The 23,976-nt window shown below is 41.3% G+C and carries 19 protein-coding genes; 9 read left to right on the plus strand and 10 right to left on the minus strand.

Annotated features, from left to right (window positions below; translation table 11 throughout):
- Positions 1–45: 45 nt before the first annotated feature.
- The 3 genes from N7E81_RS08780 (at position 46) to N7E81_RS08790 (ending at position 5,085) form a co-directional block, all read left to right on the plus strand.
- The gene (locus N7E81_RS08780; RefSeq protein ID WP_263052914.1) at positions 46–1,641 is read left to right on the plus strand and encodes a M1 family metallopeptidase; all 1,596 of its coding nucleotides are present in this window, start codon (positions 46–48) and stop codon (positions 1,639–1,641) included.
- A gap of 108 nt (positions 1,642–1,749) precedes the next feature.
- The gene (locus N7E81_RS08785) at positions 1,750–3,588 is read left to right on the plus strand and encodes a M61 family metallopeptidase (protein WP_263052915.1); all 1,839 of its coding nucleotides are present in this window, start codon (positions 1,750–1,752) and stop codon (positions 3,586–3,588) included.
- Positions 3,589–3,735: 147 nt separating this feature from the next.
- Positions 3,736–5,085 (plus strand): PhoH family protein, encoded by a 1,350-nt coding sequence (locus N7E81_RS08790; RefSeq protein ID WP_407692713.1) that lies wholly within the window; start codon positions 3,736–3,738, stop codon positions 5,083–5,085.
- 70 nt (positions 5,086–5,155) lie between these two features.
- Here N7E81_RS08790 and N7E81_RS08795 read toward each other — a convergent pair whose 3' ends face one another.
- Entirely contained in the window at positions 5,156–7,888 is a 2,733-nt protein-coding gene (locus N7E81_RS08795) for a triple tyrosine motif-containing protein (RefSeq protein ID WP_263052917.1), read from the minus strand.
- 224 nt (positions 7,889–8,112) lie between these two features.
- Between N7E81_RS08795 and N7E81_RS08800 the strand changes: the two genes are divergently transcribed.
- The gene (locus tag N7E81_RS08800; RefSeq protein ID WP_263052918.1) at positions 8,113–8,925 is read left to right on the plus strand and encodes an ion transporter; all 813 of its coding nucleotides are present in this window, start codon (positions 8,113–8,115) and stop codon (positions 8,923–8,925) included.
- A gap of 68 nt (positions 8,926–8,993) precedes the next feature.
- Here the strand turns inward: N7E81_RS08800 and N7E81_RS08805 are convergent, their stop codons facing one another.
- Positions 8,994–10,190, minus strand: a complete 1,197-nt coding sequence (locus tag N7E81_RS08805; protein WP_263052919.1) for an S-adenosylmethionine:tRNA ribosyltransferase-isomerase — start codon at positions 10,188–10,190, stop codon at positions 8,994–8,996.
- 88 nt (positions 10,191–10,278) lie between these two features.
- On the opposite strand from N7E81_RS08805, the gene N7E81_RS08810 reads away from it, so the two are divergent.
- On the plus strand, positions 10,279–11,370 hold the full coding sequence (locus N7E81_RS08810) for an o-succinylbenzoate synthase (protein WP_263052920.1): 1,092 nt from the start codon (positions 10,279–10,281) through the stop codon (positions 11,368–11,370).
- 119 nt (positions 11,371–11,489) lie between these two features.
- Here N7E81_RS08810 and N7E81_RS08815 read toward each other — a convergent pair whose 3' ends face one another.
- The 8 genes from N7E81_RS08815 to N7E81_RS08845 all read right to left on the minus strand — a co-directional run bounded on the left by N7E81_RS08815 (position 11,490) and on the right by N7E81_RS08845 (position 18,339).
- Positions 11,490–12,305 (minus strand): queuosine precursor transporter, encoded by an 816-nt coding sequence (locus tag N7E81_RS08815; RefSeq protein WP_263052921.1) that lies wholly within the window; start codon positions 12,303–12,305, stop codon positions 11,490–11,492.
- Between the two features lie 93 nt (positions 12,306–12,398).
- A complete protein-coding gene (locus N7E81_RS19295; protein ID WP_317624073.1) occupies positions 12,399–12,911 on the minus strand; it encodes an MBL fold metallo-hydrolase in 513 nt (170 codons plus the stop codon).
- Between the two features lie 16 nt (positions 12,912–12,927).
- Positions 12,928–13,314, minus strand: a complete 387-nt coding sequence (locus N7E81_RS19300; protein WP_317624074.1) for an MBL fold metallo-hydrolase — start codon at positions 13,312–13,314, stop codon at positions 12,928–12,930.
- Between the two features lie 49 nt (positions 13,315–13,363).
- A complete protein-coding gene (locus N7E81_RS08825; RefSeq protein ID WP_263052922.1) occupies positions 13,364–13,741 on the minus strand; it encodes an STAS domain-containing protein in 378 nt (125 codons plus the stop codon).
- A gap of 23 nt (positions 13,742–13,764) precedes the next feature.
- The gene (locus N7E81_RS08830) at positions 13,765–14,709 is read right to left on the minus strand and encodes a phosphoribosylaminoimidazolesuccinocarboxamide synthase (RefSeq protein ID WP_263052923.1); all 945 of its coding nucleotides are present in this window, start codon (positions 14,707–14,709) and stop codon (positions 13,765–13,767) included.
- Positions 14,710–14,772: 63 nt separating this feature from the next.
- Positions 14,773–16,077 carry a toxin-antitoxin system YwqK family antitoxin gene (locus N7E81_RS08835; protein ID WP_263052924.1) on the minus strand — a complete coding sequence of 435 codons (1,305 nt, stop codon included), beginning with the start codon at positions 16,075–16,077 and terminating at the stop codon, positions 14,773–14,775.
- Between the two features lie 186 nt (positions 16,078–16,263).
- Positions 16,264–17,442: an acetyl-CoA C-acyltransferase gene (locus N7E81_RS08840; protein WP_263052925.1), complete on the minus strand. Its 1,179-nt coding sequence runs from the start codon at positions 17,440–17,442 to the stop codon at positions 16,264–16,266.
- Between the two features lie 381 nt (positions 17,443–17,823).
- Entirely contained in the window at positions 17,824–18,339 is a 516-nt protein-coding gene (locus tag N7E81_RS08845; RefSeq protein WP_263052926.1) for a DUF4924 family protein, read from the minus strand.
- A gap of 113 nt (positions 18,340–18,452) precedes the next feature.
- Here N7E81_RS08845 and lepA point away from each other — a divergent pair, with 113 nt between their 5' ends.
- The 4 genes from lepA to N7E81_RS08865 all read left to right on the plus strand — a co-directional run bounded on the left by lepA (position 18,453) and on the right by N7E81_RS08865 (position 23,823).
- Positions 18,453–20,240 (plus strand): translation elongation factor 4, encoded by a 1,788-nt coding sequence (gene lepA, locus N7E81_RS08850; RefSeq protein ID WP_263052927.1) that lies wholly within the window; start codon positions 18,453–18,455, stop codon positions 20,238–20,240.
- A 126-nt stretch (positions 20,241–20,366) separates the two neighbouring features.
- A complete protein-coding gene (locus N7E81_RS08855) occupies positions 20,367–21,239 on the plus strand; it encodes a bifunctional 5,10-methylenetetrahydrofolate dehydrogenase/5,10-methenyltetrahydrofolate cyclohydrolase (RefSeq protein ID WP_263052928.1) in 873 nt (290 codons plus the stop codon).
- Between the two features lie 41 nt (positions 21,240–21,280).
- On the plus strand, positions 21,281–21,862 hold the full coding sequence (locus N7E81_RS08860) for a 7-carboxy-7-deazaguanine synthase QueE (protein ID WP_263053069.1): 582 nt from the start codon (positions 21,281–21,283) through the stop codon (positions 21,860–21,862).
- A gap of 29 nt (positions 21,863–21,891) precedes the next feature.
- On the plus strand, positions 21,892–23,823 hold the full coding sequence (locus N7E81_RS08865) for an OmpA family protein (RefSeq protein ID WP_263052929.1): 1,932 nt from the start codon (positions 21,892–21,894) through the stop codon (positions 23,821–23,823).
- Positions 23,824–23,976 lie beyond the last annotated feature (153 nt).

Consider the following 23,976-nt stretch of genomic DNA (forward strand, 5'->3'; position numbering starts at 1 on the left):
TAGGAATCATCATTAAAGTCTATTTTTGGTGAAAAACCATACCATATGCCCAAATTTCAATTCAGTCGCTTATTATTTCTTCTGTTTTTCGCCTGTTCTACACTTAGTTATGGTCAACGTCGGTCGGCTGAGCCATTCGATGTCCTTCATTATCAATTTGATGTGCAACTCAATGATACCACCAATGCGGTGGCTGTGACTGCTCAGCTTACTATCCTGTATTTAGACAGCATCCCAGCCCAAACTATTTTAGATCTGGCTAGCCCTACTGATGCAACGGGTATGCTCGTGGATAAACTAAAGTTTAATGAACAAACGATTAATTATACACATGATGCAGATCAATTGAAATTGGCTACGCCAGCAACGGTGCAGATAGGCGATACCGTACGTGTGAGTATTTCTTATTCAGGCATACCTGATATGGGGCTGGTGTTCGGGCAAACAGCACAAGGCGACCGTACCATCTTTGCAGAACATTGGCCAAATAGAGCGCATCGCTGGCTGCCTGTGATAGACCACCCGTCTGAGAAAGCAACTTGCGAGTTTGTTGTGACGGCTCCTGGCCAATATCAGGTGGTCTCTAATGGTGATTTGCAAAACGAGCAGATATTAGCAGATGGATTGAAACAGACACATTGGAAAATGAGCCAGCCTATTCCCGCCAAGGTGATGGTTATTGGCGTAGCCGAGTTTGTAAAACGCTCTTTGGATAATGAAAAAAATATAACGGCATGGACCTACAAAAATGCAGGTAGTGCTCCTCAAGAGGACTTGGCAGATGCCCCAGCTATTTACGGCGTGCTTAGAGATTTTCTTGGCGAGTATCCGTTTACCAAATGTGATCAAGTAGAATCTACTACCAGATTTGGAGGAATGGAAAATGCAGGTAATATTTTCTATCCAGAAAAAAACATGACAGGAGAGCACCGAATGAACCCAGTGATTGCTCACGAGATTGCACATCAGTGGTTTGGTAACTCCGTAAGTGAGTCAGATTGGACAGACGTATGGGTTAGCGAAGGGTTCGCTACTTTCTTGGAGTATTACTGGATAAATGAGGCCTTGGGAAAGGATAGTTTGCAGGCCAAGCTAGATATAGACGAAATTAAAATCAGAGACTATCAGCGCTTAAATCCTGATCAAATCGTAGTACAGATGAATATCGATAATCTGGAAGATATACTGAACGCATTGACTTATGAAAAAGCGGGTTGGGTACTGCGTATGCTCTATCAGAAGGTAGGAAAAGAAACCTTTAGACAAATTGTACTTACGTTTTATGAAAAATATAAATTCAAAAATGCGAGTACTCAGGATTTTATAAAAGTAGCGGAAGAAATTTCAATGTTGGATTTGAAGCCCTTTTTTCAGCAATGGTTTTATACACCAGACATGCCTCGTGTAAATTATAAATGGAAGTATAAGAAGGATCGCTTGGTCATAGACTTCGAGCAGCTGACGAGCAAGGTGTTTCTACTAGACTTGGATGTACAAGTGAAGTTTCAAAATATGAATTTCGAAATTAAAAGAGTAGTTCTCAACCAGCGAGCGCAGACCATAGAAATACCATGTGAAAATCCCGACGATGTTGTACTCGATCCTCTGAATATCGTACTAGGTTATTTTTATGAAAAGTGATCTGGGTGGATACTGTAGCTTTGAGTCGCTCCAGTACTTCGATACCGTTCGTATAATTTTGGCTCGTGTTTTTTTACTAATCATATATTTTGAAATAAAAGTTATATAATGAATTTGAAAGTCAGTTTGTTAGTTGTGCTCATGGGCTTGTCTGCCTCAATCTTTGCACAAGAAAAGTATGAAATTTCTGTAGATCTGAACCAAGTAGTAGGCGACAGGGTGCAAGTGACTTGTCTAGTGCCAACTGTAGCTGTAGACGAAATTGAATTTAGAATGCCGAAGATCGTACCAGGGACTTATTCTATCTCTGATTTTGGAAGGTTTATACTAGACTTCAAGGCTTACGATACCGATGGCGGAGAACTAGAAACGGAAGTACTGTCTGACAATCGGAGGTTGATCAAAAACAGCGGAAAACTGCATACTATATCTTATTGGGTAGATGATACTTTCGATTCAGATCAAGAGCAGGTTATTTTCGAACCAGCGGGTACCAACATTCAGGAGGGGAAAAACTTTGTGATCAATACCTTTGGTTTTTTTGGATATCTCGAAGGTATGAAAGACTATTCGTATGAGCTCAAGGTGGACTACCCAGCGGGTATGTATGGGGCATCGGCGTTGGACAAAGTGATGGTCAATGATTCTTCTGATGTGTTTATGGCAGCGAATTATTTCGACCTTGCAGATGGACCTATCATGTATGCAGTACCAGACACGGCTACTTTTATAGTAGGAGGTGCAGAGATACTTATATCGATCTACTCGCCCAACAAAGTACTAGATCCGATTTTTGTAAAAGAGCAAATCGAACCCACACTAGAGGCACAGAGTCAATACCTTGGAGAACTACCAGTTGATAAATATGCTTTTATTATTTATTTGTTTGATACAAACCCCATGTCGGGAAAAATGGGAGCTTTGGAGCATTCATACTCCTCGTTTTACAGTTTGCCCGAAGTGGATCCCTTTCGACTGGCACAGGTCATAAGAGATGTGGCAGCACATGAGTTTTTTCATATTCTTACACCACTCAATATTCATTCTGAAGAAATCGGAGATTTTGATTTTATCAACCCCAAAATGTCTAAACATTTGTGGATGTATGAAGGTACTACTGAATATGCTGCTGGTTTGGCCCAAGTGAAATATGGTGAAATGTCATTGCCGGATTACCTAGAGGTGATTAGTGGTAAAATACATGATTCAAAAACACAGTATGACGATACGTTGTCTTTCACAGAACTGAGCTTACACTGCCTAGATCAAACGGCTGCTCAGTATGGAAATGTATATCAGAAAGGAGCTTTGATAGGAATGGCATTGGATATTCAACTCAGAGAGCTGTCTGGTGGCCAGTATGGCTTGCAAGAGCTGATGCATGATTTGGCTAAAAAATATGGTAAAACAGCATCGTTCAAAGATGATACACTTTTTGATACGATTACGGCGTTGACCTATCCAGAAGTCAGATCTTTCTTTGCTTCCTATGTAGAAGGCACTACCCCGATACCGTATGATAAGTTTCTTGCCAAAGTGGGCGTGGCACACGTTGCTGCTACGACTAGAAAAGAACTGTCGCTTGGACATATCAGCTTTTCAGTCAATGATGAAGACAATCGGCTGGTTATCCAGTCTATCGATCAGATGAACACTTTCGGGCAGGAGATGGGCTATGAAGAGGGAGACATCATTTACCAATTCGATAAAGTAGATATTGATATTGAAAATTATGAAGAAGAGTTTATGGCATTTACAGATCGTCATGAAGCAGGTGATAAAATTAGTGCCGTAGTACTTCGTACAGATGAGAATGGAAAGACTAAAAAAATAAAATTGAAAGCAAAAGCGGTTGCAATTGATCGCAAAGTGCCTGCTACACTTGAGTTGATGGAAGAGCCTACTCAGGCTCAATTGGCTTTGCGCAAAGCTTGGGTAAATAAATAGAAAATCACCCGCCAGAACATGGGGAAATGCCGGGTTCTGGCGGGTCAAAAAATGGTAAACATTTCTTCATATTAAATCAGGGATATTCGATCCTTTCACTTGTAGATTAAAGTAAAATTTTCCATTTTACTAAAGAACTAATTCTACATTGATATGGCGAAGAAAGGTAGTGAGAAAAAAATATTTGTACTTGACACATCTGTAATCCTCTTTTCACATGACTCGATCATGAACTTTGCAGAGCACGACATTGGTATCCCTATCACCGTGTTAGAAGAGTTGGATAATTTTAAAAAAGGAAACGATACAATCAACTTCGAAGCACGTGAGTTTGCGAGATTGCTGGATGGCTTAGCCAAGGATCATATGCTTCAAGATTGGATTCCACTCAACGGAAAAACCAAAGGCAAATTCAAAGTGCTGATGCACTCAGATGTAGAACCAAAGTATGATGCTGAAAAGGTATTCGGAGATAGGAAAAACGATCATAAAATCTTAAACGCTACACTCCGTCTCAAAAAGGAGGAAGAAGGTCGTAAGGTGATCTTGGTGTCCAAGGACATTAATCTTAGACTTAAAGCCAAGTCATTGGATATACTGGCCGAAGATTACGAAACGGGCAAGATCAAAGATGCTTCTGAGTTGGTCACTGGCAAGTATGAAGTATCCAAAGTGCCAGCTGCAACCATCGACGCGTTGTACAAAACGGGATGGGTAGAGCCTAAGAAGATATCTAAGACTTACGAGTTTCAAAACAATGGCTACTATATACTAAAGAGTCCTAAAAACTCTGCGTTGAGCTATTATAGTCCCGTCACAGAGAAGATCGTACATGTAGAAAAAAAGACAGTATATAATATCAAACCGAGAAATGCTGAGCAAGCTTTTGCGATACATTGTATGATGAATCCAGACGTACGCCTAGCAGCCATCACGGGTATGGCAGGCACAGGCAAGACACTACTCGCTCTGGCGTGTGCATTGGAGCAAAAACGGGAGTACAAGCAGATCTATTTGGCGCGCCCTATCGTGCCCTTGAGCAACAAAGATATTGGCTACTTGCCAGGTGATATCAAGTCTAAGCTCAATCCTTATATGGAGCCACTGTGGGACAATTTGAAGTTTATTCAAAACCACTATAAAGAAACCGATAAGGAATATAAGCGACTCACCGATATGGTGAATCAAGAAAAGCTTTTGATTACACCGTTGGCTTACATAAGAGGGAGGAGTTTGTCTAATATCTATTTTATTGTAGATGAAGCACAAAACCTGACTCCTCATGAAGTGAAGACAATTATTACACGTGCAGGAGAAAACACCAAAATTGTATTTACTGGAGATATTCATCAAATCGATACGCCGTATTTAGATTCTCAAAGTAACGGCTTGTCTTATCTCGTGGATCGCCTACAGGGTCAAGAGCTTTTTGCCAATATTAACTTGGAAAAAGGGGAACGCTCAGAGCTGGCCAACTTGGCTAATGAGTTGCTGTAAGTAAGAAATATACAAACAAGAAAAGGCCAGTGTTTACACTGGCCTTTTCTTGTTTGTATATTTCTATATTTTAACTTTTTACAGTCTGAGGGTTTTTCTTAGGAAACTTCAGTAAATCCAAAAATGCCTTGCCATTTAATCCTGACCCCTCTTTGCTCACCTTCATTATTTTTTTGAGGAATTGTTCTAGAGGAAATACGCATAGAGCAATAGATACGTCGATGGCAAAATCGATCACAGGCGTGCTTTCTATACCCAAGGTTTCTCCAGCTACGGTTTGCAAAAATTCGATGACCATTACGATCGTGAGAATGGTTAGTCCTTCTGTTACGATCACATATTTTTGTTGAGCCTTGCGGTTCATAATGATAGAGCCCATCACTAGCCCTGTCATAAAAATGATTTGTAAGCCATAAAACCACGGCGTCTGCCAGTAGGGGAGCTTGATGATAAAATCTACGGTCTGCGCATCCTGTATTTGCCCAAAGGAATCTCTAGAACGGATGGATAGTTTGTAGTGACTAGGAGGCAAATAGTTGAAACTAATCTGATTGTTGGGAGACCATTCAGACCAACTTTCGTTGAGTCCACTGAGTTTGTACTGATACTCCACTTGAAGCAGTCCTCTGTAGTCTGGCCTGGCCAATTCGAAGTAGAATGAGTTTTCGTCATGTTCGAATGTCACAGGGCCATGAATATTTAAGTTGACGTCGCCTTTGTTACTCCTGGCTTCTCTGAAATACATGTGGTTTCTCCAGATCAACGAATCGTCTTGGCTAGGGTAGTACTTCAGTAGTTCGTGAGACTTATCGATTAGCCAAATATTGTTGTGATAGTTGGTGATAAAAGACATGTCGGGAAAAAGTCCAAAAATCTCCCTTTTGATTACTTTTTTGTCGCGATTGATCTGAAACCAATTTTCTCCATTATTTACCCATACACGACCACCATGCTCTTGTAGATGTTTGATGGGGCGCCCGATCTCGTTCATAAGCGTGGTGTCTTCTAGTATGGTGTCTTTGCCACCATCGAGATAGAAATAACCAATGGAATTGATCAAGTATAGTTCGTTGGCTATAGCCGCTATCCTTACTTCGTCGATAAACTGATTTTGATATTTATAGGTTTTGAAATCTTGGTAGGTCGATGATAGCGAATCGTAGCGGTAGAGGTGGCTAGGTGTGGCAAACCACGTAATGCCGTTGTATTGATGAAGGGCACTGAGTACCAATTCTCCATGAAAATCAATTTGATCTTCTTCTACCCAAATGTCGTCTTCTTGGGCGTATAGCTTAATCTCATTGTAATGATTGGCAATAACTAGTCGGCCTTCATGATTTTCAATAAAAGTAAAACGAATGGGTTCATGCACTACGAGCTCGGCTTCATGGACTTGCTTCTTTTCTACTTTGTCATACTCTTTTTTGATTTCATATAGGCCGTTGGATGAGGCTACCAGTAGTTTGTTTTCATATTCTATAAACTTTTCACATTTCGCATCGATGCCCTCTACTTTGGTAAACTCATAGCCAGAGTTGACGAGTTCTTTTTTGACTTTTCGAACATATTTTACCGTTTTGTCAGTTTTCCCTTCTCCAGAAGTAGGGCCTTTGGTGTGGCTGCCGAATAGACTAAAACTTTTTTTCTTCTTAGAGTGGTTGTTATTCGTTTGGTTAGATCCGCTTCCTTTTACTGGCACATAGTGTACTGTGTTTTTGTAATTGTCTCGTTTTTCGAGGTAGAACACTCCCTTGCTGGTGGATACATATAAGTGATTGCCAAACCAGAATATGTCTTTGAGGTTGCCTTCTAGGCCGTGGTAATTGGTGAAGCTCCTAAAGGGCACTCCGATTTCTAACCTTGACAAGCCAAATTCATGAGAGATCCAAAGCCCCCCTTCATGATCTCTGCCGATGGTATATATTTCATTATCGGGCAGACCCTTGTCATGGTTGATCACGTCCACGATTTTTGAATACCGGTTGCTATAGAGAATAATCCCATCCTCTAAAGTGCTGAGAGCAAAATGATCCTTGTCTACCCACACACCATTGTTCACAAATGATTCCTCAGCGGTCAAAAAATTAGACATCTTGCATTCGAAAAACCTCTTGTTTCGATAGATATAGACTTTATTGTCTGTGGTGCCAGCTACATATTGCTTTCTAGTCGGGTGCTTGTCGAAGAACAAAAATTGCGCATTTTCAGGCAATTGCCAATCATAATCAGAGAGTAGTTTGTCATTTTCGTAGCGATAGATGGTTTTATTGGTTTGCACCATGATTTGATCATCTACTTCGAATAGGTTAGTGAAATATTCGTCTCGGTCTTCGAGATAGGATAGGTATGATTTCTTTTGAGAGACGTGATGTCGAATGAGACTACTCTCACTAATGAAAAATACACTGCTATCTTTTACTATGGTTTTAAAATAAAGGCTTTCATCAGATTTGTTTGGGTTGAGAGAGATAAACTGGTACTTGCCGTCCAGAAATCCAAATTTCCCAAAGTTGCCCACACAACCTACGAATAAGCTGCCGAGCGAGTCAAAGTCGACCGACAAGGCAGCACTAGGAGTAGATTTAAAATCCCAGTTATTGCCTTCGTATAAGAGTACACCAGAACGGTTGGCTATACAGAGCTGACCATCGTCATTTACCTTGAGTTGGAAGTTGAGATTATCGAGCCCCTCTACATCTAGGGAGTAGTGAGAAAGCAAGAAATCCCCTTTTTGCGCTTGAGTGATCAGACATAGAATTAGTAATAAAAAAAAGAGAGCGTTTTTTATGATGGACTTAGCCATTGAGTGAGAGTTTAGTATAGTGTGGTAGTTTGCAGTCAAATATAACAAGGATCAAGAATATTAACCTTCTGATAATTTTTATAATAATATGGATAGTGAGCATAAATGGCTTTTAATGGCTCTCAGTGAATTCTAATCAAATTCTAATCTAAAGAGTGTTACCTATTTGGGTGGTATCCTATATTTACCTAACTTTTTAAAAAAGATTGAATTAGAACTTGAAAATGGCCAATCACAGAGAAAAACTCGGAGCATTTCTGGAGAGTACAAAATTTCAGCATTTTATCGTCTCATTGATTGTTCTCAATAGCATCACTATTGGTATGGAAACCTCCAAGTCATGGATGAATAGCTATGGGGCTATATTCGAGCAGGTAGATGAGATCATTTTGGGCATATTTGTATTGGAGGTAGTGTTGAAAATTTATGCTTTTGGATTCCGATTTTTTAAGAGTGCTTGGAATATTTTCGATTTCTTAATTGTAGCTATAGCGGCGATACCAGCTGCAGGTGCCTTTTCAGTATTTCGTACGATACGGATCTTACGTACCTTACGCTTGATCAAGAATGTTCCCAAGCTGCGAGTCATCATCGAAGCACTTATCAAGTCTATCCCGAGTATTGGATGGATCATGGTTTTGCTCGTTACGGTTTTTTATATTTTTGCTGTACTGGCTACCAATTTATACGGCAATGACTTTCCTCAATGGTTCGGTAGTATGGGAGCTTCCATGTTTACGCTGTTTCAGATTATGACTTTGGAGAGTTGGTCGTCGGGTATCGCTCGACCTATGATGAAAGTGATTCCACATGCGTATCTCTTTTTTATTCCATTTATTCTTATAGCGACTTATACCACGCTCAATATTTTTATTGCTATCGTAGTCAATACCATGAACGAACTACACATGCAGGACGTGAAGGATGAAGAAGAAATAAAAGCGGAAATTATATTGGCTGAACATCGAAAGTCTCAAGTACAGATCGAAGCCCTAAGTCGCAAAGTAGATGAGCTGATTAAAAAGCTGAATAAATAAAAAAGGCTTTGTCGCCTCCATGTAACGAGCCTGCTAAACAGGGTCTAAAGATGCATGAATGTGTAGACCTAGGGCAAAAGCAGTGAAGTATCCCCATAGCTCAAAAAACGATAACTATTGCTGAGTGCCTCTTCGTAAATGCTGCGCCATTTATCCCCCACAAATGCTGCCACTAGCAAAACGAGCGTAGAGGCTGGCATGTGAAAGTTGGTGAACAAACCTGTAGCTACTCTGAATTTATATCCTGGATAGATGAAAATCTCCGTTTCTCCTTTTAGCTCAGTTATGTTTTCTCGGTCCATTTTTTCAATAATGGCTTTCATGGAGTGTGATAAGGGTATCTCTTGGAATTCGGCCTTGTATGGGTCATCTTTTTCTACAAAAAAGGGAGCCGTGCTGTCTTTCGTCAACTTGACCCCATACCAGTACAAACTTTCTAAAGTACGAAGAGCAGTAGTGCCCACAGGAATGATCAAACCTTGAGCGCCAAGTATATTTTCGATATTTGTCCGGCTCACAATGATCCGTTCATTGTGCATGTCGTGTTTTTTGAAGTCTGCATCTTTGATCGGACGAAAAGTTCCAGCGCTAACATGCAAGGTTACTCTGTCTTGTTTTACACCTTTGGTATTCAGTTGGGTCAATATATCATCCGTGAAATGCAGTCCAGCTGTAGGTGCAGCTACGGCACCTTCTAGTTCTGAAAATACCGTTTGGTACCGGTCTTTGTCGTCGGCTTCTTCTTCTCTGTTGAGATATGGGGGCAAAGGTACGTGGCCTGCCGCTTCTATGACGTCTAAAAATGGCTGGTCTCCAGCCCAGGAAAACGTTACATGTAGCTTTTCTCGATCGACCAGCCGAGCTTCTATTTCTATTTCATCATTGAGTCGGAGCGAAAGCACATTTTCATCTTTCCATTTTTTTAGATTGCCAACCATGCACTTCCATGTGCAAGTATTTTTTGCTTTTAGTGCTTGCTGAAATTCGGTATGTGGTAATATAGGTTCTGTAAGGAAAATTTCGATCTGTGCTCCTGTAGCTTTTTGAAAAAATAGTCTGGCAGCAATAACTTTGGTGTTGTTAAGAAAAAGTAGAGAGTTGGCGGGCACAAGATCCACCACTTGTTTAAAGGATTCATGATGAATCTGTCCTCCTTGATAGAGCAGAAGTTTTGAGTCGTCTCTATTGGCCAGCGGGTGTTTGGCTATGCGGTCTTCGGGGAGTTCGTATAGATATTTTTCCAGCGATGCGGAGTCTGATGCCATGTGATCTGTATTTTTAAAATTCAAAATTCTAATATTATCAGCATAATGTGGAGCGAATGGCTAATTTTATTCTAGTTAAACTAGGGATATGGGATTGATTTTAGAATACACCAAACACGAATTGAATTTTAAATTTGATGCAGGCACTTCGCGTGGCGTACTCAAAACGAAGGAGGCTTGGATACTCAAGATACACCAGCAGGGCAAACCAAAGACTTTTGGGTTAGGAGAAGTGAGTACCATAGAGCGGTTGAGCTTTGATTACAGTGTGGATTTTGAATCAGAATTGGACGAGTTGAAAGGAACATTATTGGGAGTAGAGTTGCCAGTTACTGTGCCTGAAATATATAAGTTGGTGAATAAGCAAGTGTCCAAATATCGGCCAGCTATTCGGTTTGGTTTGGAAACAGCCCTTTTGGATTTATTTCATGGAGGTCAGTTTCAGTTATTCGATAATGATTTTTACTATGGGCGTAGTGGTATTCCCATCAATGGTTTGATCTGGATGGGAGAGAAGGCTTTTATGAAATCACAGATAGACGAAAAATTGAGATTGGGATTCAAATGTATCAAGCTAAAAATAGGAGCGATAGACTTTGATGCAGAGTGTGAATTGCTCGACTATATCCGATCTCAATATCCTGCCGATCAGCTTATCCTTAGAGTAGATGCCAATGGTGCTTTTATTACCCAAGAGGTACTGAAGAAATTAGAAAGGCTAGCGGTTTTCGATTTGCACTCGATAGAGCAACCCATCATGCCTAGGCAACCAGAAGCCATGAGTCTGGTGTGTGAAAAATCCCAAGTACCGATAGCATTAGATGAGGAGCTGATTGGGGTGTTTGATAAATATGAAAAAATAGCTCTAGTAGAGGATATCAAACCTGATTATGTCATTCTTAAACCTTCTTTGCTCGGAGGGTTTGCAGCTACTGCCGAATGGATAGAAATAGCAAAGGCGCACCAAATAGGTTGGTGGATTACTTCGGCTTTAGAGTCAAATATTGGTTTGAATGCCATTTGTCAGTTTACCGCAGCGTATGATTATGTAGGGCACCAAGGATTGGGTACAGGCCAGCTGTTCGACAACAATATCCATTCGCCACTAGCCATACAAGGAGAAGAAGTAGTGTACAACCAGACCCTGAGTTGGGATTTGGGAACACTCAAGTTTAATTGATCCTTTAATATCAGGTGTTGATCGAAATTATTTGAAATCGGATAGATTAATCATCAACTTATATATACGCAAAAGGTTCGTTTATTAAACACAACAATCATCTAAAGGAAGATTCGCATTTATATTAGGGATTTGCTGGATGCTGCTGCTTCGGTAGTCAAGCGTTCAGCATTTTCTTTGCCTAGGTACTTATCTATGATATGGTGCCCCACGTATAGTAGTGGAGTCAAAATTATAGCCACAAAAAATTTGTAAATATAGTTGATCGTGCCCACTGCCATTATTTGTGCGAGAGGCCATTGGGTGTTGGGTGGTGATAGTAGATAAAAGGCAATAAATAAGACTACATAGCTATCGATCAGTTGGGATACTAGTGTGGAGCCAGTAGCGCGCAACCAAATCATCTTAGAGCCAGTCCATTTTCTTAGTTTTTGAAAAATAAAAACATCGAGTAGCTGACCGATCAAAAAAGCAATCAACGAACCCAAAATAATACCGAGCCCTTGTTGGAAAATCGCTTTGAAAGCATAGTCGATATTGAATGGTTTTCCTGAGGGATCGATCCCGTTAACGTCTAGCCAAAAGTCTGCAGGAGGGAGGATAGTGATGAGGTAGATCGCAATAAAGGCGACCGATATCAAGGCTGCTGTCAGATAGCTGATTTTTTTTACTCCAGCCTTGCCAAAGTACTCATTGATGATATCTGAAGTAAGAAAAACTATAGGCCACAGGATCACACCAGCGGTCAGGTTGAAATCCAGTATGAAGTCTCCAAATAGATGGATTTGAGCGGGGGATATACCTAAAGCTTTTTCTGCTGAAAATATCTTGACACCGACCAGCTCAGCTACTATTGCACTGGCGATAAATATACCAGCAAGCACTAAAAATAAGTTTGTTTTTTTTGTTTGTAGATCGAGGGAGGGGCTATTCATTTTATTCAACTTTTGTAGCGCAATATAAAATCATTTGAATTTAAGTGGGTTGGGTTGTAATGCAATTGCGATCAGAAGTAACTATGAGTGTAACTACTCCACATTAAAAACTTCTCCTTCGATAGCCAATTTTGTATTTTCAAATACGCTTTTGGTTTCTTCTAACATAGGGGCGAGTTCTTTGTATCGTGTAGAAAAATGCCCGATGAGTAGCTGACCTACATTGGCTTTTTTTGCAATTTCACCGGCTTGTTTGGTAGTGGTATGGTGGGTAGCTTCGGCTCGGTCTTTCATGTCTTCCATAAAAGTAGCTTCATGATAGAGTAGATCTACTTTTTTGATGTAAGGTAGTATGGCTTCGCTATACTTAGTGTCTGAGCAAAAGGCATAGGAGAAAGATGGAGCAGGGTCTGTTGTGTATTTTATGTTTTCCATCAAGACCTCTCCGTTGTCATCTAGTACATCTTTGCCATCTTTGAGAGCTATGATTTTGAGTGGCGAGATGTCTTTACCAATTACTCCTTTTTTAATTCTACGCTTTTTAGGCTTTTCTCGAAACAGAAATCCTGAACATTCAATGCGGTGATCTAATGGAAACGAATACACGGTCAGGTTTGTGTTTTCAAAGAGTAATTCGCTTTGTTCCTGGCGTCCATTCGTTGAAGTTGATTTTGTAATTCAGCGTAGACTGAGAGTATTTCAGTTGAATGGCTATGATTTCTTTTAGACCAGGAGGGCCGTAGATGTTTAGTTCTCTGCGTCGGCCGTATAGATGCATCGATGAAATGAGCCCCATGAGTCCGTAGTAATGATCGCCATGCAAGTGGCTGATAAAGATGTGATCGATTCGCTGAGACTTGATTTTAAATTTCTTGAGTCTAAGCTGTGTGCCCTCGCCACAGTCGATCAAAAAAGGCACTTGCATCATGGTCAGCAATTGCGACGTTTGGTGTCTATGATGTGCCGCTATAGCGGCATTAGAGCCTAATATTTGTAGGGAAAATGACAATAAGCGAGGGTTTAGGTAAGTTGTGGCTAGGGCTTGATGTAGAAGGAGGTTAATCCTCCTCCTCTGCCAGGCCTTGCTCGAGCTCGTTCATAAACACGGCATCTACAGCTTCTTCTACTGTAGGCAAGATGTTTAGTACATTATCAAGCTGAGAGATTTTGATCAACTTCATCGCATGATCCGATACGCCAGCTAGTATAAACGAACCCTCTGCTTCAGAAAACACGCGGTTGCCCACTAAAATGGCACTGAGTCCAGAAGAATCAATGTATTTTACATCAGACAGATCTACAATAAGGTTTGTGATGCCTTGACCCTGAATAGTCAAAAATTCTGATTTGAGATCGGGGGAAATGGTAGAATCCAATTTTTCCTCATCTACTTTTAATGTATTGTATTTTTCTTCTCTATCTAGTGTAAACTTCATAGTCTCTATTTTAATCTCTTCTTCTACTGTAATTTAATCGATTTTTCGATGTTCTGTTTAATGCGTACTTCGATATTTTCGGTAGGCACTCTGTCGAACTTGTCTCCAGTAATCTTTTCAAAAAGCTCAATGTAGCGTTCTGAAATGGAGTTAATTTTCTCTTCAGTCATTGCTGGTACGGTTTGTCCGTCTTTGCCTTGAAATCCTTCTGAGATTAACCATTGACGAACAAACTCCTTTGAAAGTTGTCTTTGAGGTTCATTTTTGTTTTGCAGTTCTTGGTAAGTATCTGCATAAAAATACCTTGATGAGTCTGGCGTGTGGATTTCGTCGATTAAAATAATCTGACCATTGAACATCCCAAATTCATATTTGGTGTCCACCAAAATCAACCCGCGTTCGGCGGCCATTTCTGTGCCGCGCTGAAATAGCTTGCGGGTGTAATCTTCTAATTGCACATATAGGCTTTCTTCTACGATGCCTTGTGCCAATATTTCTTCTCTTGAGATGTCCTCGTCGTGTCCTTCGTGGGCCTTGGTAGTGGGGGTGATGATTGGCTCAGGGAGCTTGTCATTTTCTTTCAGGCCTTCTGGCAAGGCTACTCCGCAGAGGATGCGTTTGCCTGCTTTGTATTCCCTAGCAGCATGACCTGCGAGGTAGCCACGGATGACCATTTCTACAGCAAATGGCTGGCACCTTTTGCCTACGGTCACGTTGGGGTCTGGTACAGACTCTACCCAGTTGGGTACGATGTCTGCTGTAGCTTTGAGGAAGCCTGCGGCGATTTGATTCAGTACTTGTCCCTTGTATGGGATGGGTTCTGGTAGTACCACATCGAATGCTGATATTCTGTCCGAAGCCACCATGACGAGTTGATTTTCAAACTCATATACATCACGCACTTTGCCTGTGTATTTTTTGGTCTGTCCTTCGAATTTGTAATTGGTAGATTTAAGCCCTTTTGTCATACTACAAAAGTAAGTAATCGAACCTTTTCAAAAGTTTCAAATTTTAGAAAAGTTATGACGTTCTTATTTTAACAATCTCCCAAACTTATAAACTTCTTTTTTCTCTATTTCGCCTTTTTTATCGAAGTAGAGCCACTCTCCATTTTTTTCGTTACGGGTATATTGGCCTTGTATCTCGGGGTTTTGAGATTTGTAGTATTTGACGTAAGCGCCATCTAGGCGGTCAAATTTGTAGTTCGACTCTTCAGATTTTTTGCCATTGTTAAAGTATACGATGGACTCGCCATGCTTTTTACCTTTTTCGTAATTGGTCGTTTGTATGATATTTTCTTTGTCGTCGTACTCGGTACGTTTGCCTGTGAGCTTACCCGTTTCGTAGGTTTCTTTGATGGCTAATTTTCCTTTTTCGTTAAAATACTTCCATGTACCAGATTTGAATTGGTCTTTGTATTGCCGAGTGGCTATTAATACTCCTGCTTGATTGTATTCTTCTGCTGTCCAATTTTTTTCATCATTGGAGTAGTTGGCTTTTATTTTCAGTGTACCGTCAGGGTAATATGTAAGATTAGCCCCAGTCATGTGATCGTCTACAATGTGGAGCTTTTTTTCTAGACTTCCGTCTTCGTAGTATGAGGTAAAATCGCCGTTTCGCATGCCATGCATGTACTGGCCTTGTAATTTGAGTTGCCCATTCGCATAGTATTTTGTGTATTCCCCTTGTAGCGAATGATTGGACTGGTGTGCTTCGGTGTCTATTTGCCCATTGGGGTAGTAGCTGATCATGATGCCATCGATTACCCCATACGTGTAGTTGATTTTTGACTTGGGCGAGCCAGACTCGTAGTAGGTTGTATTCAAGCCATGCTGTTTACCTTTCGAATAGTTTACCTCTTCCTTGAGTACCCCTGTTGGGTAGTATTCTTTTACTACACCATCTGGTCTGTCTGCTTTGAACATGGAGGTGTTTTTCACAATGCCGCTAGGGTAGTAAGTGATTAGCTCTCCAGCCAAAGAATCGTTGACGAAAGTCCCTTGTTGTATGAGGCGTCCTTCCGAATCAAATACTTCGGTTTGGCCTTGGCGCAACCCAGTTTCATAATGTGTCTTGCGCTGGATTTGTCCGTTTTCGTAGAGATTCACAAATTCACCTACACGTTTGCCATCTTGGTATTGGCCTGTGATTATCACCTGGCCAGTTATGCTGTATTTTATGTAGGGACCTTCGAGTACGGCAGTGTCTTTTTGGACTACATAGTACTCCTCTTTCAATGAACCGAGTTCGTCCGAATAATAGGTTTGATTTTTCTCTTGAGCAATGGCCAGTGGTGACCAAGTTGCGAAGATTACAAAACTTACAATGTACTTCATATACCTTTCAAGCTGATTAAACAGGTGTAGTGTCATTTTCTAAAAAAAAAACATCACAAGGTTGGTGATATTTCAATTAAATGAATGTTTAGAGACTAGAGCAAATGATACGCCATAAATGAAAAAAGACTTTAGACTCGAGTTCCCCCAAATCTAAAGTCTCTTAGGTCGATTTACTTATTTTTATTATGCTTTTTCTATCACAATAGCTGAAGCACCACCACCGCCGTTGCAGATGCCTGCTACACCGATGTTTCCACCTTTCTGATGGAGTACAGCATTGAGCGTAGTGATGATCCGGGCACCAGAGCAACCCAGAGGATGGCCCAGTGCAACAGCTCCACCATTGACATTTACCGTTTCAGGGTCTAAGCTCAGTTCTTTAATGTTGGCCAAAGCCACAGCAGAAAAGGCTTCATTGATTTCGTAGAAGTCTACTTCAGATTTGTCCACGCCAGCATTTTTTAGCGCTTTGGGGATTGCCAGAGAAGGTGCTGTCGTAAACCAAAGTGGCTCTTGTGCAGCATCTGCAAATCCTCTGATTTTAGCCAGTGGTTTCAATCCGAGTTCTTCCATTTTGGCTTTGCTCACCAGTACGAGGGCAGAAGCACCATCGTTGATGGTAGAAGCATTGGCTGCGGTTACGGTACCGTCTTTGTTGAATACTGGTCGTAGCGATGGGATCTTGTCAAACTTCACATTTTTATACTCTTCGTCTTCTGTCAATAGAATAGGGTCTCCTTTTCTTTGCGGGATTTCTACGGGTATGATTTCGTTTTTGAATAGGCCCTTAGCTACTGAATTGGCAATTTTTTTGTAGGAATTGATGGCAAACTCATCTTGAGCCTCTCGTGAGATATTCATTTCCTTGGCCGTATTGTCGGCGCAACTTCCCATCGGAAACTGATGATAAGGTTCCCAGAGGCCGTCGTGCATCAGGCCGTCGAGTAGCTGGCCATGTCCATATCCATAGCCGTACCGGGCTTTTGGTACATAAAATGGAATGTTAGACATGCTTTCCATACCTCCTGCTACGATCACGTCGGCATGGCCGAGCATAATGCTTTGCGCACCGAGCATCACAGATTTCATGCCCGAAGCACATACTTTGTTTACTGTTGTGCAGGGTACGTTGTAGCTGATGCCTGCGCCTATAGCTGCTTGGCGAGCAGGTGCCTGACCTAGTCCTGCCGATACTACGTTGCCCATAAATACTTCATCTACTAGCTCGGTTTTTACACCTGCTTTTTCTAAGGCACCAGTGATGGCTATCGAGCCAAGTTTGGTGGCCGTGAGGCTAGAGAGGCTTCCGCCAAAACTTCCGATCGGCGTTCTTACTGCCGAGACTATATATACTTCTTGCATGTTCGTATTGGGTTAATATGATATACTGTAAAAATATAAAGGTCGACTGATTCTTAGGACATTAAGCCTTATTTTTTGGCTAGATAAGAATATGCTTCGTTTGAGTGCGTGCAACTTAAAATTTTCTTCTCGTGATAAGGAGTCAGCTGGGTGCTTTAATGAGTGAAGTCAATGAGCTTCAATAGAATGTTTTTTTGAATAGCAAATAGCTTCAAGTTTGCTCTGGCTAAAGCCAGGGTGAATTGACCGAGAAAAACAGAGCTTTCGTCGATAGAAGTGTCGGATAGTCAAAAGATCATTTATCTTGCCTTCAGGTTAGGTTGGTTAGCCTGTAAACGATGAGTACGCTTGCGGAAAGTTGTTTGCAGGCTTCTTTTTTTTCTAGTTTGAAGCCTTCTGTTCCTCATACTTATAACTCAATAACGAAAGCAAATCCCCAAAACGATCAACCATGGTCTGTTCTTCTGGTTCGATGATGCGTTCGGCTATTTTGAGGAGGAGAAAACCGTAGATGCCGTTGATGCAAATTTGAATCTCGTCGCGGATCGCTCCTTTGGCGTGGCTCATGTTATTTTCGATAAAGGGCAGTGCTTTTTGGTATATCGCGAAGTAGTCATCATCATCTATTTTGAGCTGGTCGTGCAGCCGGCTTAAGGTTTGTACGAGCTCATTCACTTCTTTTAAATGACCTTTTTCAGTAATCCCCTGATCCTTCATTTTTTGCATAAACTCCTCATAGTGATTTACTTCGGCCAATTTTTCTTTGTCTGAGATAGGGAAGAAATTGATCACTTGAGTACCAAATTTTTCCAAGTCAAAATGATACGCTCGCATCAGGTCTTCTTTGCGGTAGATGGAGATAATGTACTCAGAGATGTTATTTGTTTGCTCAGTCATGACTGCCTTTTGATTTCACTATAAATTTTAATTCAAAAACACATTTTGATCTTTGAACCAGAATGCAAATCTGAACTAAACTTTATCTATTTTTGCATTCGTTTTTGAAAAAAATGGAGAACATAAGAAATTTCTGCATCATTGCACACATTGATCACGGCAAGAGCACCTTGGCGGATCGTTTATTACAGCAAACCGGTACTGTGACTGGTCGAGATATGCAAGCGCAATTGCTCGACGACATGGATCTAGAACGCGAAAGGGGGATTACCATCAAGAGTCACGCCATTCAAATGGCCTATAATTTTGAGGCTAAAGACTATACGCTCAATTTGATAGATACCCCAGGTCACGTAGATTTCTCGTACGAGGTGTCTAGGTCCATTGCCGCCTGCGAAGGTGCCTTGCTCATTGTAGATGCCTCGCAGGGTATCGAAGCCCAAACCATTTCCAACCTTTATTTGGCGCTAGAGCATGACCTAGAGATCATTCCGGTTTTAAACAAAATTGACCTTCCAGGCGCCATGCCTGATGAAGTGGCAGATCAAATTATAGATTTGATAGGATGCGATCGCGAAGACATTATTCACGCCAGTGGAAAGACAGGAGTAGGGGTAGATGACATCCTTGCTGCAATTGTACACAGGGTGCCAGCTCCAAAAGGAAAGGCAGACGAACCATTACAGGCGATGATTTTCGACTCGGTTTTCAATTCTTTTAGAGGTATTGAGGTTATCTTTCGTGTGTTTAATGGCACGATCAAGAAAGGAGATAAAGTGAAGTTTGTGGCTACTGGAAAAACCTATGATGCTGATGAAATCGGTATTTTGGGTTTGCAGCAAAAACCACAAAAAGAAATATCAGCTGGTAATGTGGGCTACCTCATATCAGGAATCAAAGTAGCCAAAGAAGTAAAAGTAGGGGATACGATCACACATGTAGATCGTCCGACCCAGGAACTGATCAAGGGATTTGAAGACGTGAAACCAATGGTATTTGCGGGTATTTATCCTGTGGAAACTACCGACTACGAAGAACTTCGTGCCTCGATGGAAAAGCTACAGCTCAATGATGCTTCGTTGATATGGGAGCCAGAGACGTCTATGGCATTAGGTTTTGGATTCCGATGCGGATTCTTGGGAATGCTGCACATGGAGATCATTCAGGAGCGACTGGAGCGTGAATTTGATATGACTGTGATTACCACAGTTCCTTCGGTGCAATTCAAAGCGCTAATGACAGACGGTTCGGAAGCCTTCATCAATGCTCCTTCTGAAATGCCCGACCCAAGTAGAATCAAAGAGATACAAGAGCCCTACATCAAAGCTCAAATCATTAGTAAGGCGGATTATGTGGGGCCGATTATATCTCTATGTATGGATAAAAGGGGCACCATACAAAATCAAGTGTATCTCACTTCTGAACGTGTTGAATTAACCTTTGATATTCCGTTGTCTGAAATTGTATTTGACTTTTTTGACAAGTTGAAAACTATCTCGAGAGGTTATGCTTCTTTGGATTATGAGTTGACGGGTTTGCGCACTTCGAAATTGGTGAAACTGGATATCATGCTCAATGGAGAGCCTGTGGATGCATTGTCAGCTATTGTGCACAGAGATAAGGCCTATGAATGGGGAAAGCGACTTTGTGAAAAACTGAAGGAATTGATACCGAGGCAGATGTTCGAAATTCCTATCCAGGCTTCGATAGGGACTAAGATTATTTCTAGAGAGACGGTAAAAGCCATGCGTAAAAATGTATTGGCCAAGTGTTATGGTGGTGATATTTCGCGTAAGCGTAAATTGCTAGACAAGCAGAAGAAAGGTAAAAAGAGAATGCGTCAGGTAGGTAATGTGGAGATTCCTCAAGATGCATTTATGGCAGTGTTGAAACTGGATTAGCCCAGTTTCGCTCAGTCTACAAAAAAAACATATACCCAAAGACAGTAGGGTGCTTGTGTTTTGGAATGTGTAATTTGATATTTACTTCCAATATTGACCCAAATCAATAGGAAAACCAAATAAGTAATGGCTACAATTATAGACGGTCGAAAAATATCTTCGGATATCAAAGTTGAAATTAAGGCGGAAGTCGACGCACTTAAAAACAAAGGTAAAAGAGCGCCTCATTTGGCAATTATTATTGTGGGCGATGATGGAGCTAGCCATACCTATGTGGGGGGCAAAATCAAGGCTTGTGCTGCTGTAGGGTTTGAATATACGCTGATGCAGTTTGCCGAGAGTATCTCTGAGGAGAAGTTGCTTAAGCATGTGCACAACATGAATACTGATGAAGATATTGATGGTTTTATCGTTCAGTTGCCCTTGCCTGCACACATTTCTGTGGATAGAGTAACGGAGAGTATCTCGTCTGAAAAGGACGTGGATGGTTTTGCCAATGAAAATTTTGGAAGTATCACCTCTAATTATCCACTGCTCATGCCAGCCACTCCACTTGGCGTAATGGAGCTATTGAAGCGATACGAAATAGAGACCGAAGGTAAAAACTGTGTGATCGTGGGAGCTAGCCGATTGGTAGGTGCGCCATTGGCTTTGATGCTTTCGAAAGAAGGCAATGCGACAGTGACACTTTGCAACAAGCACACGGAGAATCTGGCTAGCCACACCAAGCAAGCTGATATATTGGTCTCTGCTGTAGGTCTTCCTGGACTCATTACCAAAGACATGGTAAAAGAAGGTGCCGTAGTGATTGACGTGGGTACTACTAGAGTGAAAGACGATACCAAGAAAACAGGCTTTAAATTGTCTGGAGATGTAGTCTATGATGATGTAGCACCATTGGCTAGTTTTATTACCCCTGTGCCAGGAGGAGTGGGGCCTATGACTATCGCATCGTTGATGATCAATACACTTCGAGCAGCACAGAAAAATTTACTTTAATATTGAGTTTTACTCCCAAAATATCGGACAAACTGCCTATCATGGAAATCTTCTACTCCATACAAGGAGAAGGTTTTTATTCGGGTAAGCCAGCGATTTTTGTACGATTGGGAGGGTGCGATGTAGGATGTGTGTGGTGTGATGTGAAGGAGTCTTGGAACGAGGCCGATCACCCGTTTTTCACCATCGAAGCAATTATAAAAGAACTGAGCCAGTATCCTTGCAAGACGCTGATCATCACGGGAGGCGAACCGCTCATGTATGACCTCACGGCACTTACTAGTGAGCTGAAGGCGGCAGGCTATCGACTACATATTGAGACTTCGGGTGCTTATCCTATGTCTGGCACTTGGGATTGGGTTTGTTTTTCTCCAAAGAAATTTAAAGCTCCACACGAATCAGTGTATGGCCAAGCGCACGAACTCAAGGCGATTGTTTTCAACAAGTCAGATTTCAAATTTGCCGAAGAGCACGCCGCACAAGTAGGCAAAGGATGTATGCTGTATCTCCAGCCGGAATGGGGAAAGGCTGATCAGATGACTGGAAAAATAATTGACTATGCAAAAGCGCATGCTCAATGGAATATTTCACTTCAAACCCACAAATACCTCAATATTCCATAATATCTTCGTTGTTGCATAAAACGAGTCTTATGAAAATTGCCATTACCACCTTACTTTTCTTTTCATTCTTTTCAGTTTTTGCTCAGTATACCAAGTATCATACGACCGACAAACGAGCAGAAAAATATTACGAAGAAGCACGCCAATACCTGAAACGATCCCAGTTTAGGGAAGCAATGGAGCCGCTGCAAGATGCGATCAACAAAGACCCTGAATTTATCGAAGTGTGGTTGGCCATGGGTAGCGCCAATTATCGCTTGGGACGAGACAGTCTCACATTGGTGGCTTTGCATCGTGCGCTGGAGATAGACCCTGATTATACCAAAAGTATCTATGCGTACTTTCTGATCGGAGAGATTTATTTCAAACAATCAAACTATAAAGAGTCGATCGCTTATCTGGGTCACTATTTGTCTAGAGACAATACTGATATTAAAAAAAGAGAAGAAGCTGAGGTGCTTGTGGACAATGCCCAGTACGCGCTAGCGGCCATAGAGGCCCCTTTTGATTATAACATCAAGATATTACCAGATCATGCTAATTCTTTCGAATTGCAATACTTTCCAGTGCTTTCGGTAGATCAGCAAAAGATCTATTTTACTAGACGAGAGGGATTGAACGTGCGCTACGATGAAGATATATTTTATTGTGAAAAGCAACCAGATGGGAGTTGGTCTGTACCCGCCTCTATATCGCCTAATATCAACTCGGAGTACAATGAAGGGGCAGCATCGCTATCGGCCGATGGACGTATGCTGGTCTTTACATCGTGTGATGGGCGCAGGGGGTATGGTAGCTGCGATATCTATGTATCATATAAGGTAGGCGACGACTGGTCTGAGCCAGAAAACATGGGTAATATGATTAACTCTGAAGCTTGGGAAGCACAGCCCTCGCTTTCAGCCGATGGGCGCACCATCTATTTTGTATCTAATCGTCAAGGTGGTATGGGACGCAAGGACATCTGGGCCGCGCGTAAAAATAAAAAAGGGAAGTGGGAGAAAGCAGTAAACCTCGGTAGGAAAATCAATACAAATAAAGACGAAATTTCTCCATTTATTCACGCAAATGGAGAGACGATTTATTATTCTTCTAATGGGAAAACAGGTCTTGGAGGGTTGGATATATACATGAGCGAGCTGGCGGACTCTACTTGGTCTGAGCCAGTCAACCTAGGCTACCCGCTCAACGATGCACATGATCAGGTGTCGTTATATATCTCATCAAAAGGAGATAAGGGGTACTATACTATAGAGAAAAAATATCGAGGGATGTTCGAAAGCAAATTGTATAGCTTCGACTTGCCAGATAGTTTTCAGGTATCCAATAAAAGCTCATACCTGAAAGGCACCGTGACCGATGCCGATACGGGCGCACCACTCCGAGCCAATATCAAAATGTACAAACTCGACAACGAAGAGTATTATTCTGAATTGACCTCAGACCAGAAGACTGGGGACTATACGATCGTGCTTTCCGAGTCCAATGAATACGGACTCTATATATCCTGTTCTGGGTATTTATTTCAGGATTTTTCATTTGCCTTTAATGATGTCAATGCCTTCGATTCTAATCTGCTCGATATCCAAATGGAACCAGTTAAGGTAGGAGCCATTACCGTGTTAGGAAATATTTTTTATGACTTCAATGAGTTTACGCTGCAGCGAAAATCGATTTCTGAGCTGAAAGAGGTATATGATTTTTTGAAGGAAAACCCAAACGTGAAAGTTGAGATATCTGGACACACGGATAACATCGGTTCGGCAGCATATAATATGGAATTGTCTACAAAAAGAGCCAAAGCTGTCTATGATTTTTTAATCTTTAAGCGGATTCGGTCAGAACAAATTTCATACAAGGGTTATGGGCAGGATGAACCAGTAGCTCCCAATGATAATTTGGAAAACCAGTCAAAAAACAGACGGATTGAGTTTAAAATTTCGGAAATATCCAATCCATAAAGATTTAAAATCCATAGATCTCTTTATTACCTAATAATCTCCTTTTCTTATTCAAATGTCCGCTAAATAACCTTTCATTTTTTTTGTCTTAGTACTGTAAGGGTAAAATAGACTCGTCCTTTTACATGGCAGTTAAACATATTTTATCATTAA

Origin of the sequence: Reichenbachiella carrageenanivorans (assembly GCF_025639805.1) — a bacterium.
Taxonomy (GTDB): Bacteria; Bacteroidota; Bacteroidia; order Cytophagales; family Cyclobacteriaceae; genus Reichenbachiella; species Reichenbachiella carrageenanivorans.